The 19,338-nt window shown below is 52.1% G+C and carries 11 protein-coding genes; 4 read left to right on the plus strand and 7 right to left on the minus strand.

Going from position 1 to position 19,338, the window contains the following annotated elements:
* Positions 1–193: 193 nt before the first annotated feature.
* The 5 genes from ABD796_RS02090 to ABD796_RS02110 all read right to left on the minus strand — a co-directional run bounded on the left by ABD796_RS02090 (position 194) and on the right by ABD796_RS02110 (position 9,038).
* Positions 194–1,078, minus strand: a complete 885-nt coding sequence (locus tag ABD796_RS02090; protein ID WP_344902072.1) for an aminoglycoside phosphotransferase family protein — start codon at positions 1,076–1,078, stop codon at positions 194–196.
* 228 nt (positions 1,079–1,306) lie between these two features.
* Positions 1,307–2,869 (minus strand): extracellular solute-binding protein, encoded by a 1,563-nt coding sequence (locus ABD796_RS02095; RefSeq protein ID WP_344904164.1) that lies wholly within the window; start codon positions 2,867–2,869, stop codon positions 1,307–1,309.
* A gap of 90 nt (positions 2,870–2,959) precedes the next feature.
* Positions 2,960–4,270 (minus strand): ABC transporter substrate-binding protein, encoded by a 1,311-nt coding sequence (locus tag ABD796_RS02100; protein ID WP_344902075.1) that lies wholly within the window; start codon positions 4,268–4,270, stop codon positions 2,960–2,962.
* Positions 4,271–4,309: 39 nt separating this feature from the next.
* Positions 4,310–6,187: a DUF7402 domain-containing protein gene (locus ABD796_RS02105; RefSeq protein ID WP_344902078.1), complete on the minus strand. Its 1,878-nt coding sequence runs from the start codon at positions 6,185–6,187 to the stop codon at positions 4,310–4,312.
* A gap of 544 nt (positions 6,188–6,731) precedes the next feature.
* Positions 6,732–9,038 (minus strand): helix-turn-helix domain-containing protein, encoded by a 2,307-nt coding sequence (locus ABD796_RS02110; protein WP_344902081.1) that lies wholly within the window; start codon positions 9,036–9,038, stop codon positions 6,732–6,734.
* Positions 9,039–9,645: 607 nt separating this feature from the next.
* On the opposite strand from ABD796_RS02110, the gene pgsA reads away from it, so the two are divergent.
* The gene (pgsA, locus tag ABD796_RS02115; RefSeq protein ID WP_344902084.1) at positions 9,646–10,191 is read left to right on the plus strand and encodes a CDP-diacylglycerol--glycerol-3-phosphate 3-phosphatidyltransferase; all 546 of its coding nucleotides are present in this window, start codon (positions 9,646–9,648) and stop codon (positions 10,189–10,191) included.
* Between the two features lie 175 nt (positions 10,192–10,366).
* On the opposite strand, the gene ABD796_RS02120 is transcribed toward pgsA, so the two are convergent.
* Positions 10,367–14,128 carry a carbohydrate binding domain-containing protein gene (locus tag ABD796_RS02120; RefSeq protein WP_344902087.1) on the minus strand — a complete coding sequence of 1,254 codons (3,762 nt, stop codon included), beginning with the start codon at positions 14,126–14,128 and terminating at the stop codon, positions 10,367–10,369.
* A gap of 160 nt (positions 14,129–14,288) precedes the next feature.
* Between ABD796_RS02120 and ABD796_RS02125 the strand changes: the two genes are divergently transcribed.
* Both ABD796_RS02125 and ABD796_RS02130 read left to right on the plus strand, forming a co-directional pair.
* On the plus strand, positions 14,289–15,683 hold the full coding sequence (locus ABD796_RS02125; protein WP_344902090.1) for an extracellular solute-binding protein: 1,395 nt from the start codon (positions 14,289–14,291) through the stop codon (positions 15,681–15,683).
* Positions 15,684–15,867: 184 nt separating this feature from the next.
* Positions 15,868–16,464, plus strand: coding sequence for a DUF2087 domain-containing protein (locus tag ABD796_RS02130; protein ID WP_344902093.1), 597 nt, complete (start codon positions 15,868–15,870; stop codon positions 16,462–16,464).
* A 145-nt stretch (positions 16,465–16,609) separates the two neighbouring features.
* On the opposite strand, the gene ABD796_RS02135 is transcribed toward ABD796_RS02130, so the two are convergent.
* Positions 16,610–18,022 carry a GNAT family N-acetyltransferase gene (locus ABD796_RS02135; protein WP_344902096.1) on the minus strand — a complete coding sequence of 471 codons (1,413 nt, stop codon included), beginning with the start codon at positions 18,020–18,022 and terminating at the stop codon, positions 16,610–16,612.
* Between the two features lie 481 nt (positions 18,023–18,503).
* Here ABD796_RS02135 and ABD796_RS02140 point away from each other — a divergent pair, with 481 nt between their 5' ends.
* Positions 18,504–19,259 (plus strand): aminoglycoside adenylyltransferase domain-containing protein, encoded by a 756-nt coding sequence (locus tag ABD796_RS02140; RefSeq protein ID WP_344902099.1) that lies wholly within the window; start codon positions 18,504–18,506, stop codon positions 19,257–19,259.
* Positions 19,260–19,338 lie beyond the last annotated feature (79 nt).

Raw genomic sequence — 19,338 nt, forward strand, 5'->3', positions numbered from 1 at the left:
AAAGCAGCAATGCCTCCCTTCCCTTCGCATACGCGCCGAGTATGAAAATTTCTTTCGGGACGGTCGGGGAGTAATGTAAGCAAGCCTCCGGAACCGGTAACGCAAATGCTGCCCGACCCAGTCCGTAACTTGGCGGAAGGGCGGAGCAGCATTTGGGTGTTCTGGTATATCCGTACGCAGGACTTACGTGCTCCTATACGCCTTCCCGGTGATCGGCGAGAGCTTCCTCGATCAGGCGCCGCGCTACGCCAGCGAACACGGGGTTGTAGCTTGCGTAGTAGGGAAGGGCAATCACCCCTACGGACAACGCCCAGCCGCGACTACGCGCCCAAGTTGCGTCGTCGATGGAGAAAGCCCCGCGCAGCTTGTCCCGGTCGGCGACGGAAAGCAAATTCCAAGCGAACAGCCAGTCGCATGCCGGATCTCCTACGGCCAATCCCCCAAAGTCGATGACGGCGCTTAGCCGGCCTTGTTCGAACAGCAGGTTTCCGGCAAGCAGATCGCCATGAAACCAAACGGGCACTCCTTGCCACAGCGGTGCCTGAAGGGCCCTCTCCCAAGCGCGAAGGATGGCATCCGTATTCATCAGGCCGGACAATTCCCCGGTCGCCTGGCGGACAGCGGCATCCCGCGTAGCGAGCGGTACGCCGCGGAAAAAGTTATGCCGGCCCGGAGGCGGTCCCCCGCTGGCGTCAAGCCCGTGCAGAGCTTCTACGAATTGTCCCAGCAAAACCGCCGTTTGGTATGGATCGTCGATCCGCCCGCCAATCCCGTTCTCCCCGGGAAGCCAGCGGTATACGGACCAGTGCCAGGGGTAGCTTTCGCCGGGGGAGCCCCGAACGAGCGGCGCAGGGACGGCAAGCGGCAAATACGGCGCAAGGACCGGCAGCCAGCGGTACTCCTTCTTCACCTGCTCTGATCCCTCTTCGTCAAAGGGCAAGCGAACTACCATATCTTCGCCCAGTCTATAAATGGCATTCACCGTCCCCGTTGAGCTGAACGGCTCCAATGAAAGGTGCGCCCATTTCGGAAACTGCTCGGCGAGCAATCTTTTCAAGCCGGCTGTATCGATCGTCATATTCTCCCTCTACCTCCCCATCTCCACCCGATTCCCGTCCTAGTACATTGTCAACGCTAAAAATGTGCCTTATTCGAGCTTGCAACTGTTCATTTCTGCAGGACGCAGCCACATGATAAGAGTTGACAATGTACTAGAAGTAAGCAAAACTGACCATTCCCTTCTTCATCTTCTTTGCATTCAACGGCTGATTTGACCACCAATGGAGGCCATATTCAAACCAACTCGTCAAGGAACAGATCGGGTGGCTGAATTTTGTGACGTCGTGTTGTCATGGATCAGTCTGTATTGCTCTGCGTATTCACGCATCATTTGACGCACATAAAGATCCTCCTTCAGCCGGGCAATGTAGTAATCCCATTCTTGTATCGGAGTCTCTCCAGTAATGACTTGGGTCAATAACATGTTTTTATCTTTGAATAAATCTGCAAACCGGCTTATATATGTGTCTGATACGAGTCCTTGCAGCGGTGTTGGCACTCCAACCCTGGCATACTCCTCAGACAGTCGAATTTGTCGCTCATTGAAATCTCCTGTAGCTTTCGGAGTAACCGCCTTGGCATGCGGGTCGTAATAGCCTACGCCAATCGAAAGATCTCCTATTTCCTCCTTCCGCAACGCCTCATTAATCCGAATCGTCCCGTTGTCCAGCACATCATAATGTTGTCCCTTCAACCCATACCGTTCGAAGTCCTTAAACGTTTGTGTTGCCGTTTGATCAAGAATGGTAAGAATACGCTCCACTTTTGACTTTGGAACGTGGGAAGCAATCATAAGCACGCCTAGATAACCCTGTGGTTGAAAGCTGCTATACCCGCCAGGACCTCTCAATGGAGACAGCGTAATCCATTCCGCTTCCGGATCGCGGTTCTTCGTCTCCAGTTGAATATCCCACAGTCCGTTCAGCGGATTGCCGATCGAACCAGCCCTGCCGTTCTTAGCCAGCTCTCTCTCCTGACCGTACAACTGCAGCATATACATCGGCGGGATAACGCCTTCCATATACAAATCCCGAAACCATACGATCATATCACGATAACCCGCGGTCATAAACGGGATCAACAAATGGTCCCCCTCGAATGTAGGAGTATTGACTCCGAAAGCAGAGCCTAGCGGACCGGCAGCTGCGTTTAAAGTCGGCCCGTAGACGGTCAAGCCATATGTATCTCTATTATTATTCCCATCCGGATCAAGCTTGGTGAACGCGCGCAGAGCCTCCGTATATTCTTCAATTGTACGGGGGATGGGCAGGCCCAACTTGTCCAACCAGTCTTTCCGGATATGAAGGGCCTGATCGGTCAAGCCAGTCGGCCGGGGAATACCGTACAATTTGCCGTAGATCTTCGCGTTATCCCATATTGTCTTCGGAATGCGCGCAAGATTCGGATACTTGCGGGAGTCACTAAGATACGGAGTGAGGTCGTGAAACGCTCCTTGCCGTATGGCTCCAAGACTCGATGCCAGGTATGGATCGAGATTCAAGACGATATCCGTCAGCTTCTGTGAGATTAAGTCCATCTGGAACTGATTGTGGTAGTTGTTATAGGGGATCGCCCGGATTGAAAGTTTTACCCCCATCCGCTGCTGCAGCTCACGATAAAAAGAGCTAGAAAAATCAGGGGAACTGCTGTATAGAACTGTCGTTATGCTGACCGTAATTGGCTGGTCCGAACCTGGTGCGCTTTGCTGGAGACTCGAGGCATCGGAACCGAACAGCTTAAGGCAGCCTGAGAGCAGGGCAGGTCCGAGCAGCGCGAGTGAAACTTTCTTCACGTGTTGGAATGTGAGCATCACGGACAAAACTCCCCTCCATGCAGAACTTCAAAGGGAATCTAGCCTGTCGTTCTCAGGCAGATTCCCTTGCTGCTCAATTAATTATACTTATTTTCCGCCTGACTGTTCGGCAATTTTTTTGTCCACTCGTTCTCCGGCTTCACGCAACGCCGTGTTCACGTCCGTTCCAGCCATGACGGCATTCAGCGCAGCGCTGGTCTCCGCATTAGCTATGGACTGATATTTCGTCTTAATCGTCGGCTGAGCAAACGTTTTCGGTAGAGCAGCCTTTATGTTTTTCCCTTTGTATTCCGGAATATCGGCGCCGATCTGCTGTGAAAGCGATTGGTCTTTCAGTATCGGAATGTAGCCATTGCGCACCACAAACTCCTGGAATTCGTTCGAAGTGAGGTACGTCAGTACTTGGAACGCGGCATCACGGTTCCGGCTAGTTTTGGACATAAAGAAGAAGTTCGGGTACGACTGCGAGCCGATATCCGGTTTTTCTTTAAATACCGGCAAGGAAACCGTGTCCCAATTCACCATATCTTTATAGGTCCTACCTGCTCCGTGCAAAGTTAAAAACATCGCAATCGTTTTGTTCTTGTAAAATGGATCCTGTTCGTTCACAAAGAAAAACTTATTTCCTGGCATGCCGTTCCCAGGTATTTGATAGAAGCGGGTCAGGTTCTCAAATGCTTGTTTGAAATTGTCTGCGGTGAACAGCGACTTGTTCGTAGTAAAATCGATATGGGCGGCGCCAAATTGGTTAAGCATCATGATGTGTTCGAAGGCCATCGACAGTCCCCGATACTGGACATCGCTGTCTTTTCGGGTCGTTTTCTTTGCAATCTCGTATAGTTCGTCCCATGTCATACCATCTTTCGGGTAAGACACTCCAAATCTGTCGAAGATATCCTTATTATAAAATAGAACTCCTGTAGTCGTCCATGCCGGGAGTCCATATACTCCGCCATTTGCCAGCTTTTTTTGTATCTCGACTGTAGTCGGCTCCAACTTGGACAGATCGTATTTATACTTTGCGATCAGGTCACTGATGTCGCTTTGCATCTGCATATCGAATACGATGCTGCCCGTCGAACTGGTAATAATATCAGCATTTCCACCAGATGCGATCAAGTTTTCCAGCGATCTTGAGTTTTCTTGCGGAATGATAGTAATTGTGTACTTAGGGAATTTTTCTTTGAGCTTGCTGCCATAGTTATCCATGATCCATTCGAGCTTGTTGCCTGAGCTGTCGTATATTGTAAGCTCAGCCGGTTGATCAGCAATATTGGGATTGCCTGCGGCAGAGTCACCTTCGGAGTCTCTAGGCTTCTGACTACCGCAAGCTGCAAGTATGAACAAGCACAGCATGGCGGCTGCGTATTTTGTAAATTTTTTATGATTGGCTGACATGGATAATAACCTCCTGGAGATTGTATCGGGCTTTAAGAATCATTGTTCGGTAAGCGAAGTGATGCTATTGGGCGCAAGCGTAAAGACGGCTCCGCCGGACGATGTGCTGGTGACCGCAGGTAGTGCTTGGTAACGCACTTGATCATCGCTCGTTATCAAATTAAATGTGCGGGTGCCAGCCATCAATTGTACGACATGATCGGTCTCCTCTGAAGTGTTGATAAGGACTATTTCCAGCTTTCCGTCCGGCTTCTTGAAGGCCAAAGTGAGCACATCGCTCACTGAATCAGCTGCGATGCGGACCGACCCGGCTGGAATGCCGTTATGGAAATGCTTCAGCATATCATAGACTGGATACCACGTCTTCAACCAGTGATTGTAGGCGGTCAAACCGCCCGTATCGGTGGCCGAATAACAAAAGTAATAAATAAGACTGACATTGCCGTATTCAAGCAAATCGTAGTATGCGAGGGCGTTTTTCATGGCTCGAAGCCATGTGTTTTTGTCCGACAGTTGCCCGTGCGTCTGAGCTTCGGCTTCGCCCACGACTAGCTTTGCTTGATACGAAACGGACGTGTTGTTGTAAGCTTTAAGTCCTTCGAGTGTTCGGTCATAGGAGTGATACGACAAAACATTGAGAATGCCGTTCGTATCGTTTTGAAATACGGTATCGGTCCATTCTGCTGCGTTCAAGGTCGCGGTATTTGTCTCGCCGCCCACATACTCCGCATCATACTGATGTGCTTCCAGCTTGGTTTTCAGCTTCTGAGTCAAAGAAACATAGCGTTCCGGCGTAATTCCCTTAATATACACGCCTCCGTACAATGGCTCATTAACAATCGAAATGTAGTCGAATATGATACCATATTGGTCTCGGGCGTATAAAAGATATCCAGCGAGACTCTCTACGAATTCGTCATCCATACCAATCGGAAGCTCCATCTGCGCGCCATTCCAGTTATAGCCGGCAGGTTTCCCTGCTATCCAGTCAGGGAAGCGCCATGGGCTGAAATGAAGCTTTATCCCTCTTTGCATAAGTTCCTGCAAGCCGAGGAATTCTTCGTGAACTTCGCCTGTGTCTCCAGCAGCAAACTGGCTCCATTGGAAATCGTGCGGATCGGAGTTGTCGTTTTGTTCCTCCAGTTTGTGCCAAATGGAGACATTGCGAACATGAGTTGTCGTCAACTCCGTAAGCATTTTGTTCATGTATTCGGGATCGGCTTCCTCAAATCGCTTCATCTGTCGTGTGTAAATATTGCCTCCCCACCCATCGATCGTCTGGTGGTAGACTGCATCGTTCACACCAATTGTTACTTGCATCGGCACCTCTTCATATACTTCAATTTCCAATAGTCTTGCAATCGAGTCGAACTTGTTTGAGTCCGTAATATATATCCTCAGCTTGTGCGTCGTGACCGGCGAAAAGCTGAGATCGTTATACTGTCCCAGATATCCGTCTTTGTCGTTGTTCACGACAGAAGCCGCGTTTTGCCACTGGGTCCCGTCCCAATACTGGACATCATATGTGATGATTTGCCAATTGGCGCTGGTGACATTCCCGCTCCAAACTTTAACTTGGCTTACTGTCCGCTCCGAACGCCATTCCAATTGAAGCCAGTGCGGCTCCAACCTGTCCCATTTAGACAGCCAGCGGTTTTCGCTGGAGTTCTTGATTCCGTTAACTGCCTTGTCCGGGGAGTATGTAACTCCTCCGGATACGTTGGTCGAGCTTGCAGTCAGGAATGCGGACGGGGCTATATTGACCGATACAGCGTTGACACTTTCTGTCCCCCCCCCTGTGAGCAGGAAGGTTATGCCCGCTAGAAGGCCAATTAGCAACTTGTTGAAGCGAATACTAAATGTTCGCAATGTCTGCATAAGTTCCCATACCCCTCTTTTTTCAAAATCTTCTTTCATAAAAAAATACTGCCGTGTCAACTTCCCCGATGGTCACTTACGGGAGTAGAAGCTTTCCTCCTTTCGCGGTCCATCATAGAATGAAACGTTCGGCATGGGTACAGTCGAATAGTTGTGCGGGAACATATCAAACCTGACGCCCCGAAAGCGCTCTGCAGCAAAGGAAGTTGCCTAGGCACAAATTGCAGCCGGCCTTTTTTTGCTCCCTGTCATCAGCACAAAAGCAAAAAAAGGCCGCCTTCTAGAGCGGATTTTCAAACCGCTAGCCTGTTGGCAAGATCTCGAGAAAGTCGCTTGAATCAGCCGTTTGGTCTGATCCAGAACACTCGAACTGGAAACATGGATAACCGATTATGAAAACAAAAAAACAGCCCATCCTTCTCTTAGGCTGGGCCGCTTGCTGAATTTGAGTTCACAATAAATGAAGTTATACAACCGAGTAGCGTCGCGATACTGGGTAGTGTCTTGCAAATCCTGTATCTGTTTGCCGTTTGCAGGGCTATCCTCCCGGCAAGATCACACCTTCAACAGTGTAGGAGAGACGTTATCTTTGTTGCTGTCGGTAATGAGCCGGCGTCTGTCCGGTCAGTGTCTTAAATACACGCCGAAACGCACGTTCGGTGTATCCGACTTCTTCAGCAATTTCGACGACGGTTTTGTCAGTGTAGACGAGTATTTCCTTCGAGCGTTCGATTTTCAGCTCTGCTACGAATTGGGCAAAGCTTTGGCCGGTATGCTTGTTGAATAGCCTGCTAAAATGCGAATGGCTGACTCCTGTGTGGTCGGCTACAGCAGTGAGCGTGAGATCTTGAGAAGCATGCTCCCGCATAAATTGCACAGCTGCATCCACGAGTGCTTTTCCCCGGTCGACAATCGCCTCTTCGAAGATGGGAAGCAGTCTCGGAAATATTTCTTTAGAGAACAAGCGCTCAATGTCGTCGAGCGTTCGAGCGGACATCATCCGCTCAAACACATCCATCTTCAACAGTGGGTTGGCGTCATTCCCGATCATCTCAACAGCGGACTGTACGAGCCTAACGTAGAGCATATGAAAGGAACGCGTGATCTGAGAGATCGGATAACGTCGCCCAGTGACGGCATCTCTGAACTCATCGAAAAACTGCTGAACGCGTTCTCGGCTACCTTTCTCCAAACTTTGCACGATTTCCGTCTCATGGTTATATGGATAAACGAAATCATGACTCAGTGGCTTCAAATCTCGGTAGTGCACGGTCCTGCCGCCACCTGCAACCATCCGAAAGCCGAGCGCTTCCAGTGCTTCCAGGTACGAGGAGCGGATGTCTTTCGGATGATCGTAGCGGGTACCGATGCCGATAGAAACCGGAATTTTCAAATAGGTATGTACATACAGTCGAATCGTCTCCGCAATCTGGTGCCTTACGGAGCGCTCTTGATCATCCGCGGCCCTGCTTGCAGTCTGCATTACAATTATCACATGGGGGGTCTCGAGCCCGTTTACAAAGTGGCTGTCCACGTTGTGCTGGTTCAGAATGTCCTGGCATACACTGGATACAGCCAAAAGGATCAGGGAACGATCTTCTTTTCCGAATCGGCCGTGTAACTCGTAATTTTCCACTTCTACGACTATAACGTCCCATCCGTTGTCCGGGTTCATGCCATACTGTTCGATCAGTCCACGGATCCGATCGCCGCTTTCGTTCTCATAGTGGCCGTACAGCAAATGCAGGAACAAAAAATCTCGCAGCGCAGTCTCGTCTCGGGACGATCGTTCGTGAAAACGTCCGAGCTTGTCTTGTAGCTGGCCCCATTCCTGACGAATCCAATTCCACTCGTCGATCTTGACCTGAGATGGATCTTGACTGTTCTCAGCAGTAACGATCCGCTGCCTCAATAGACTGCGGATTGGAGCATACAACTTGTGGGAACTGAAATACAGCAGCAAAATTCCCGTTACGAAGGCGGCTAGGCATACTAGAAGCGTCGTATATGCCACCTCAGCTTTTAAAGCGTTCATAGCAGATGTCGGAACAAGCAACACAGATATCCATCCAGTAGAAGGCGACTTCGAATATACGATCTGGGCGGGGAACTGGTCCAGCGAAACAAAGCCGGAGCGGGCGCCAACATCCACTGGTACATCCAAAATTGGCGCAAGCCAGTCCGGCCATGCCTGTGGAGAACCAAGATCTGTTGTCGAACCAGCGCTGGCAACAAGAGTCCCCGCTTCGTCCATCAAAATAATCGCTCCCGTACGCTGGGGTTCCACCGAGTTCAGAATCGATTGGAAGGCGTCACTCGGGATGTCTAACATTAAAAAGGCAAGAGGGACGGTTGTGAAAAGTGGAAGCGGTTGCACATAGGTGAAAGTATGGTCTTCCGGTTGCACGATCCACTTGGGATCGGAAGCCGCACCCATAGAACTCATGAACGGATATCTCTCGGACATGTCGCTGACCGTTTCATAACCTTTCGTCGTAGAGAGCCGAACTCTCTCCGCAGGCAGGAGCAGGCTGACGCTGTTCTCGTATTCAATGGATTGAGAAACCGCTCTTAGCTTTTCCGTTACCTGCATCATATTGATATAACTGCTCCGATCGTTCTGATAAATGTATTGTTGAAGCGTAGGGTCCAGAACAAGTCCGCGGATCGTCTTTGATATCCATTGGAGCGAAGCATCGATCCTCTGCTGCATCTGGTTGATCATATCCAGGTTCGCGCGGTTGACTTCTCTCTGCACATGCCCAGAAACTAATGTATAGGATAAGAATGCGACCAGTAGGATCGGGACACATACGGTCAAGAATCCGAAGCCAAATAGACGCTTATGGTAGGTGCCTGCAATGAAAATCTTATTCCAACTGAACCTCATAAACGGTATTCCTCCGAAATTTACAGGAATATGCGGCTGTTGTTCCACTTTTGCGGACCATTTCATTATCTGATGAGCGTTGAAGACAGAGTTGGTGAGTTAATGGGTCATTGATAGAAAAAAAAGATAGCAATCAGCCATCCTTCTTAACCTTTTGCTTCATTTGATTAATGATCGCTGCTGTTTCAGCTTGCAGCAATACGATCGAATTCTTCCGATTGTTGTGAGATCAGTTGATTTTTCAAATGGATCACCGACTTTATTCTAAGTATACACTGATCAAGCGCTTTGCAGCAACATCATCAATGGCCATACGCCCGTCAAAGCTGATCTGCTTCGTGCCAAGCATCGTTCGGTAATGCTCGACTAGAGCGTGTCTTCAAACTATTTGCTTTGGCTCAATTAGGTTTGAAGACACGCTCTAGTACCTTGTCAATTCTTATCATGTGGCTGCGTCCTGCGGAAATGAACAGTTGCAAACCCGAAATAGGCACCGTTTTAGCGTTGACAATGTACAAGTTCAAAGTCAGAGCTAATCCTGTGTATTCGTCCATTCCATGAGTACTGTTTAAGGTCTGACTACATTTCCTAATGCAGGGGGTAACCGATGAATCTTGCCAACAAAATTACCATTGCAAGAATTTTACTCATCCCTATCTTGATTTTAATCTTTGAGCATGTAAGCTCATACGGCACGTATTATGCTGCGACCGTTTTCTTGCTTGCCTCCGCTACGGATAAATTGGACGGGTATATAGCGAGGAAATATAATCAAATCACGAAGCTGGGCAAGCTATTGGACCCTTTGGCCGATAAGCTGCTAATATCCACTGCTCTGATTCTTTTAGTCAGCCAGCAGCTGGTTTTCGCTTGGATCGCTTTCATTATTATTGCTAGAGAAATCATCATTACGGGCATTCGTGTTGTAGCTTCATCGCAGCAAATCATTTTACAAGCCGATCGGCACGGTAAAATCAAAATGGTTTTTCAAGTCGCAGCCATAGTAGCGATCCTGTTGAACCATGGTCCTTTTCGTTTTCCAACCGATCTTCCCATCGATCAAATACTCCTCGGTATTGCTTTCATCTTAACGGTATATTCCGGCCTCAGCTATATAAAAAATAACTACCGTGCTTTAAAACTCCATACCTAGCTAAGTTGAACGAATGGACTTCCAGGAGAAGCGGCAAGGCCATTCTTTTCGGAATGGAACGGACTCCCCATCATTCGTTCAACTTATTTAGCTCCCATACATCCAAAAAGGTACAGCCCCCCCACATAAGGGAGGAGCTGTACCTTGCTTTTGTTTCAGCGTCTCATTGCCATCGCTATGGAGTCACGGCCGACGCGGTAAACTGCACGTTCAATATGCTCATTGACCCCGGCGTATCGAAGCGGATCGTGTGCCAGCCCGGGGCTAGCGTGACGGAGCCCAGATCGGCGACCGATGCGCGCAAACCAGTCGACACGAGGCTTTCCACCGCGAGCGGCTGCCCATCGATCGAGGCGGTATACGTGACGTTGCCGTTTAACCGCTCGAGGGAGACGGTATACTCCCCTTCCGACGTTCGCGGCAAGAAGAACGCGTATTCGATATACCTGCTGAATGCCACTTGCCCGTAAATCGAGTTCGTGTACGTCGAGAAGGTCACCGTAGGCGCGAGTTGCTTGAAATGCATCGTGACCGTATCGCTGACACTGTCCGTTCGCCAGACGGGCGGAGCATAGGCCTGCGCCGCCGGAGCCGTCGGAAGCTCCAGCGCCGCCGATGTCGCGCTTGGGAACGGGAAGTACAGCTGCGCCGGGAAACTGAGCAGGTTCGACGCGTTCACGTTCAGGTCGATCCGCATAGGCGGAGCCATCGCCTCGGCAATCTCCAGCTTCCCGCCGCTACCGCCGTCCAAGTAAAAGGCGGCTCCGGCATTCGGCATCGTGTCGACGTTCCGATCGAAGCCCGCACCGGTCGTTGCGGTATACGCGATCCGGTATAGATCTCCCTGCTGAAGCGGCCAAGGCAGCACGATCCCGTCATCCGCCATACTGCCCGGCGTTACCGTATAGACGACATCCCGGTTCGGATCGACCGTCCAATCCGTTTCGGCAGCGGAGGGTGGCACGATTTTGGAAATGCGCACGTTCAGCGACGCCGGCACGACCATGTTCGGACCGAGCTTGTCGAACCATTTCACGTTCGTGTAAGGTCCTTTGCCAATCGCTTGGACATAAGTCGCGATCGTCAGCGGCGCATTCGGTTCCGGCGCGCCGTCGTACGCCTTTAGCGCCTTGATATAACGGTCGCCTTGATACCAGAGTGCGGATGTTACGGTCATATCGAGCGCCTCGTTCCACACCGCTTCCTCCGCCCCGATATCCACTCCGGCTTGCTTCAAATAGGCGAAGGCGTGCATGGCATCCCATACCATCATCGTTTCATGGCTTTGGTCGAGTACCGCGCGGGTCGTGTTCAGCGGATTTTCCGCCGAATCGTAGTAAAACGCTCCGTCGTACTCATATTCTCTGGCCAAATACCAGAGAAGTCCTCTGGCCAGCTCAAGCATTTTAGGATCGTTGCGCAAATAGCCGACCTTGGCGAATACATGGGCTTTCGCCGCATTAATATTGTCCGTCCCATCGCCGAGCGGATTGCTGGCATCGTTCGGAATGCCCGTTGTCGAAGGCCCGTATCCGAACCAATAGTAAGCGCGGTCTTTGTATATGCCGTAGTTGAAGCCGTTAAGCGGAATTTGGTTGTAGGCGAACTCGTATACCGCATTCAGTACGCTGGCGGCATCGTCCGCATACGGGTACAGATGCAGCATCCGCCCTCCGATCTGGGCATTGACATGGCCATCCGGCGAATGCTTCGGATACGTGTAGCCGTATACGTTTGTCCAGTTGTAGTTGAATTTGTAGTCCCAGCCGCCGCGGAATTGGACGTTCCGCCCCGTATCGAGAAGCCGCTGCCATTCTTCCGGGTAATGGATACGCACGAACGGGTTGTCTCCATCCGGTTTGTATTGCGAGTAATCGCTGAACTGCATCAGTTCTTTTGCCCGGTCGAGAAAGGACTGCTCTCCGGTCAACGTATACAACGTGGCGTATGTACCGACAGACGCCTGGTTGCCGCCGGCGTAATATTCCCGGTTCGGCCCGTCGGGCGAAGCCGTCACGTTGAAAGGCAAATCGCCGGCTTTTACCGTCGAGGGAGCCCCGGTTGCAGCGGACACGCCGACCGTATGTTCCAGATACGGGATGCGGGCCTGCGACATTTTATTGTTAAAAGGCGTGTAATAGTTCAAATAGTAGTAACCGTCGAGTCCGAAGAAATGCCGTCTTAACAACCCCGACTCCCATACCGGGGCGCTAGTCGGCTGCAGCGAAGCGGCCGGGATCTTCGACCAGAAAACGGCCGGATCGATTTCGTTCGACCAACTGTACGCCATCGTCAGGCCGGTCGCCGGCGCCCCGTCCGCTTTGTACATATCGAGGTACGGCTCGATCTGGATGCCATCCCACATGACTTCGGATGCGCCGCCCCGTCCGACGAGCCGAAGCTCCAGCTTCGCCGCTCCCGCAGGCATCAGCAGCACTTGCGTCAGCCGGTGCCACTCCCCGTCCCGCTCCAATACGGGTGCATCGAACGAAGTCAGCGGCAGCTGTCCCGAAGCGAACGGCGGATTGGCGCCGGCCGTCAGTTGGATGGGTTGATCGTTCGCGTCGAGCCAAGTCAAGCGTATGAACGACTCCGCGCCCTCACCCATCTGCTGCACCTTGTAAAGCGCGTTGATTTTGAAACGGCGATATTCTTCCGGCAGCGGTCCGGTCGACTGCCCGACGCTCCACTCGTCTTCCGATCCGTACGTTGCGATCGTAACCGCTCCATCCAGATCGAAGCCGCCCGACGTTACCCGTACGACGGAGCCCCCGGTCGTTCCGGGCGCGGAAGCCGCGCTCCAGCCGCTTGCGGCGAGCGGACTCTCGAAGCTGCCGTCTGTGATAAGATTCGGAACCGTCCGGAACGAAGCCTCGTCGACCCAGACGCGCCCGTGCTCGACGACCGCTTCGAATGCCGCCGTCACCGCATTCGCCGGCGCCGTAGCGTCCAGCTCCGCCAAGGTAGCGAACCGATCGTGCTCCTCGTCGAACAAATCCGCGCTTACCGTCCGCAGCGTCTGCCCGGCCGCATCCTTGAACAGTACGCGCAGCTGCGCCGTCCCCGATACGAAATCCGTCCGGTACGTAAAGGAGGCCCGATACAGCTGTCCGCCCGATACGGGCAGTGCTCCTTGGACGACGGCCGCGCTGTCGCCCGGCTGCGGCGCATCCAATTGGACGGCGCTGCCCTTCAGCCGGTAACCGGCCTGACTGGACGCCAACACCTGGCCCCCGTCCGCCACAACCGGCGTCCAAACGTTCAACTGCCCGGACGACCATGCGTCGAATCCGGAGTTGGCGAGCAAATTCGGTCCTTCGCCGATTTCAGGCACGTCGCCGGTCGCTTCGGCGTACGAAGCATGGTCCACAATCAGCTCTGCTCCTCTCTGCATTAGAAATTCGTAAGTAACCGATACGGCCTCGGCCGGAACGGCGAATTTTTTCTGGAACAGCACGAAGCTCGCTCTCTCGGCCGTCGGCAGTTTCTCCACCGTCGTCGGCGTTATCGTCGTGCCGTCGCTTTTCCGGTACGTCAGCTTGAAGTATACGTAGGCGGTCGACGGCGAAAGCGGCTTTTTATAATAGAAAGATACCAGGTAGTTTTTGCCGCCCGTTACCGCAATGCCGTTCTGCCGCAACGATGCGGAGTCTCCCGTCGCCGCGGGCGCCGACAGTCTGGCCGAGCTCGCTCCGTCCTGCACGTTCGCCGGGTCCGTCTCCCTGCTCAACGTGCCTCCGGCCGCAAGCCCCTTCGTCCAGCTTGTCGGCGTATCCCCGCTCCACGTCTCGAAGCTTCCGTTTTTCAGCAGGTTTGGACCGTACGCGCTCCCCCCGTCTGCTCGGGCCCGTTCCGGCGGTCCGAATAGCGGAAGCAAAACCAAAATGAAAGCGATTGCAAATTTGAGACCGGCATTTGTTCCGAGCCTCAGCCTCATCCGTCTTGCACCTCCCATTGGTTAGTAGACAAGAACGAAATATAATACCTGTACCTTACTTATTCCATTCTTGTACTCACATTGTAATCCAATCTATTGTTATATACAATACAATTATTGGTGAGCGCGAACAAAAAAAAGCGTCTCAGAAAGGATTCCGATGAAACGCAAAACCGATTTTCTATACTTGAAGCTCGCCGGCATTATCCGCGAACATATTCAGTCCGGCGTCCTCAAGCCGGGCGATTTCCTGCTATCCGAGAACGAGCTTGCTCTCCGCTACGGATTAAGCCGGATTTCCGTGCGCAAATCGCTGAACACGCTTGTCGACGAAGGACTGATCGTGAAGAAGCCCGGCCTCGGCAGCATCGTATCCGCGATTGTTCCGCAGGAGGAGCGCCGGCGCAAAACGCTGCGGATCGTCACTACTTCGCCATCCCATTATGCGGACTACGCGCTCGGCATGATCATTGAAGCATTCGAGAAGGAGCACCCCCATACCGATGTAAAGCTGCTGCAGCTATCCGCCGTCGACTTCTGGAAGTCGGTTCACGCTTTGCGGGAATCCGGGCCTTACCCGGATCTGCTGCTTATCACCGACAGACAGTACCGGGAGCTGGAGCGTAAAGAGGAATATACGGACTTGTCGGATATCGTCCAACATACGAAGAAGTTGTTTTACCCGAAGCTGCTCGACAGCTTGACAGGGTCATCCGGACTGCAGGCGCTGCCCGTTACGTTCTCGCCGGTGTTCGTCGCCTACAACCCTTCGCTGTTCGACAAATACGGTATCGCACCGCCGAATCTTTATCAACACGATGACGAAGCGCCGGAATCTCTGTTGGAGCTGTCCGAAGATACGAACGGGGACGGCATTCCGGACTTGTATGCTTTATCGTTGTCGCATACGTATAACCGTTGGCCCGTCATCGCCCTGCAGAACGGAGTGGATTTCAAACGGCTGCGGGAGCACGCCGCCGAGCTTCGGGCAACGCTGAACCTGCTCCACGATATGCTCTACCGCAAACGGACGGCCATTCTGCATACCCGCAACAAAAACAGCCGCAATATCGAGCCCTTTGCGACGGAGCATGCTGCCATGATGCTCACTACCGCCATGGAGCTGGCCGCGCTCAAGGAAGAGTCGCTCCCCTTCGAGCCGCAAGCCGCGCCTGTCCGGTTCGGTCCCAAGCAGGCTACCCTGCTCGTCGCCAATGTATTCGTAATGCCCGCTGCCAGCCCGGAGCCGGAGCTGGCCGCCGCCTTCTGCAAAGTCGCCATCCGCAGCGACGTTCAGGAGAGGATCGGTCGCGCGGTCGGATTTTTGTCGGTGCTGCGCGGCATCAACGATTCGGTATGGGGCAAAACGCATCTGCAGGCGATCCAGCTCGGTGACGCCCGTCTCGACCGGTGCTTCTTCGTCCACGAAGTGTTTCCGGACAGCGCCTTTATCGGCGAAATGGATTACGAGCTCGGCTTGTTCTGGGCCGGTCTGGAGACGGCAGAAGCGGCAGCGGAAAGGCTTCTGCGCATTCAGACGGATGAAACAAGATGACAAGCTCGCTTCCGATCGAATTTCGGGACTTCGCCAACGGCTAAGAGCCGCATGGCAAAGTCCTTTTTGTTTGGCAGGGGGCCTTTGCTTATTGACAATGAAATGACGCTTCTATAAAATGTAATTTAACGAATATCTAATTTAATGAATATCTAATATATAAAAAAGAAAGGATGATGAGTCCATGCAATTGGATAAGGTTGTCGGTTACCATAGAGCTCTTTCCGATCCGACTCGGATCAAAATGTTGATCTTGCTGGCCGACGGGGAGAGAAACGGTCAAGATTTGGCGGAAAAACTGGGGGTTACTCCTGCGACCATCACCCACCACGCCGCGAAGCTTCGGGAAGCGAGCCTGATTAACGAACGGCGGGACAAGAATACGATTTATTTTTCATTGAACCATAGCTTTCTTAAAAGCAATGCCAGCGCTACAGAAAATCTGATTTACCGCAACAATGGAGGCGAGTCGATTATGGACGATACCCGGAAGCGGCTGAAGGAATCCGTTATGAAAAACTTTTTTACAGCCGAAGGAAAGTTAAAAAGCATCCCCGTCCAGCTCAAGAAAAAGCTTATCGTGCTGGAGCATCTGGTGTCGAGGCTCGAACCGGGACGCTTGTACAGCGAGAAAGAAATCAACGAATTTATTAAACCGTTTCATGACGATTTCGCCACGATCCGCCGAGAATTTATCATGCATCAATTCATGTTCAGAGAGAACGAGGTTTACGTACGGAACCCGTCGGAATTGTGGACACGGTGGGAGACGCTGTCGTAACAGCGCCAGTCGGTTTCTCACGAATTCGTGCTTGACTGGAACGCGGACTTTCAGGCGACATATTCAACTTCATAGAAGTGCGCCAGGCAGTAAATACGGCTTCTGCCGACATTTCTGCCGGCCGGCGCTGCCCATATCCCGTCGCTTATTCCGAAAATATCAGTTCCCGTACGATTTCATCCGGTGTCCGGGCCACTTCCACAAATCCCAACGAGGCATACAAGCGGGACGCTCTCTCGTTCCCAGGTCGATGACCGAGCCTGATTTTGTCACAATCGTGCTTCCCGCGCATATGCCGGATCAGTTCCTTGACAGCCGATCGCCCCAGCCCTTGACGCTGGAATTTGCGGTCCACCATGAGCGCCATCATCCAATAGCTGCCATCGTCGGGATCGACGGCGTAAACCGCTAACCCGGCCAACTGTTCGCCGGCATACACCGCCAAAGGCGCGAAGCCGCAATAGGCCGACTCTGCGAGCCAGTACACATTGGGGACGGGAAACACGTTTTTCTGCTCATCCGTCACTTCCAGTTGAGTGCAGGCATACCAATTCGTTGGCCCGATGGACTCGAGCCGTACGACCGGCGAGTAGCGTTCGTTTATGCGCGAGCATGCTGCCAGCAATTTGTTTTTCAGAGTAAGGGCCCACTCCGGCAAGCCGTAAATGTCCAGCTTTTCCAAGCTACGCAGGAGGCGAGCCAACGTATAAAGATCGGCGAACCTTTGGAACAAGGGAAACAAACGCACATACCGTTCATCCAGCGATTTGACCGATCGGTATCCGGCCAAGAACCGTTCTATTTTCCGTCGAGCGCTCTCGTTCCCCTGTTCCTCCAGATCGCGGATGGCCGATACGATGTCCATCGCATACCAATGAATCATCGCATCGTCGAAATCGATGGCGTAATAGCGTGCCTCCTCGGATTCATAGAACATGTTGTCGGCTTCGAAATCGTAATGAATCATTCCCGTAAGCCTTGGCCCGGCAGGGAGCTCCGCCAATTGCCCGCGCACATGTTCAAGCTCCCGCAGCGCTCCGCGCTCGTCGGGATGCCGATGCAGCACCGCGGCAACAAAGGTCAGCGCGTCGTCCCAGCTTCTCTGCGCTACCGCAGCGGACGGATAAGACTCGGATAAAACGTGCAGCTCGGCAAGCGCCGTCCCCCATTTCTCGGCATGCAAATCCGTCATCCGATCTACCGAAAGATAAATGCCTTTGGCCTGCTCGAAGACGACGCCGTAATACGCTCCTTCCTCCGAATGGACGGTTTCGATCCATTTTCCATCGTTGGAACGGACGGGTGCCGCCGCCGGATAGCCGTTTGCGATCAGATAGCGCACATAATCAAGCTCCGTTTGAATCCGTTCCAGCGCATTGTCCTCTTCATGAATGAAACGAAGGAAATGCCGAACGCCGTTTCGGGCAAACGAATAAACGAAATTGCTGCTCGCCCTCCAAAACCTCAACGTTCCCGCATCATGATCCCACAGCCGGATCAGTTGTTTGGCCGGAGCATCCTGTTCCAAGCCCCGCACCATGTTTTTTATCGACATCATGTTTCTGCGTTCCTCCCATTACCCGATGAGAGGCGATAAGTTTACCTATACCGACCTCTTCCAGGCTCTTTGTGTTCGAAATCGAATGCAACGCCACCACTCCTTTCGCGGGATCACTTCCCTCTCTCCTCATTGTCCGGCCACGCTCGCTTTGGAACAAGAGGCGATTTGGCTTCAATGAATTTATCCGAAAAAGCAGGGTAAAACCGCTCTTGCCCGGTATGACGATTGCGAATAAACTATAAACAATATTTAGGAACTATATAAGTTGAACGAATGATTGAAGCCCGTTGCATTCCGAAAAGGATGGCCTTGCCGCTTCAAACATGTTGTTTTGAACCCCTTTATGGAATAAACCTTGCCCATGAAGTTCTTTCGTTCAACTTATATAGAATGATGAAGGAGGCCACTTATGCTGCCGCAAATCGTGGAACGAACGATGGAAACGTTATGTGAGGGTTTAAGCAGGAGCAACTTGAACATGGAATCCGTATATATTTATGGTTCGGTCGCATTGGGAGACTTCATCGAAGGCTCCAGCGATATCGATTTTATAACAATCCTTCGAGAGCCGCCCAGCATGTCCGATATCGAGACCATCTCCGCAGCTCATCAAGCGGTGGAAAGAGAGTTTCCCCACGCCGATATCATGGGCGCTTACTTGTCCATTCAGGATGTGGGAAAAGCGCAAAGCGAACAAAACTTCTTTTTGACCTACTTCAACAAACAAGTGCATTCCAACGGATATGGCGCCGATCTGAACCCGATCACATGGTGGATTTTAAAAAATCACGGCATGAAGGTCTATGGAGCGGAACAGTCGTTTTCGTATGAAGTAAAAACGGAGGATTTGCTCCAATACGTCATCGAAAACCTCAATACGTATTGGGTAAGCTGGATCCGTCGATTAGAGGAGCAATCGACCTTGCTCGGCACAGCCGATCCGGAGAGCGTCGCGAAGCGGCTTGATACAGCTGTGGAATGGTGTACGCTCGGGATGCTGCGGCAGCTTTACACCTTAAAAGAGCACGATATCCGCAGTAAAGTTCAGGCCGGGTACTACGGAATGACAACGATTCCGCAGCAGTGGCATGGGCTCATCCACGAAGCGATAAGCATCAAACGGCTTCGTCCGGATCGCGTCTATGATTCGCACGAAAAGCGATTGACCGACCTAATCGCCTTGCTCCGGTATATTCACCAGGAAGCCAATCGTGTTTTTGTCGAGCGGCTTTGAAACGAACTCGCCAGTCGGGGAGGATTGAGCTCTACTCCCCGGCAAAATGGCGGGGATAGTGCCTTATTGCCATTTAATA

Origin of the sequence: Paenibacillus hodogayensis (assembly GCF_039536325.1) — a bacterium.
In the GTDB taxonomy this organism is placed as follows: domain Bacteria; phylum Bacillota; class Bacilli; order Paenibacillales; family NBRC-103111; genus Paenibacillus_AB; species Paenibacillus_AB hodogayensis.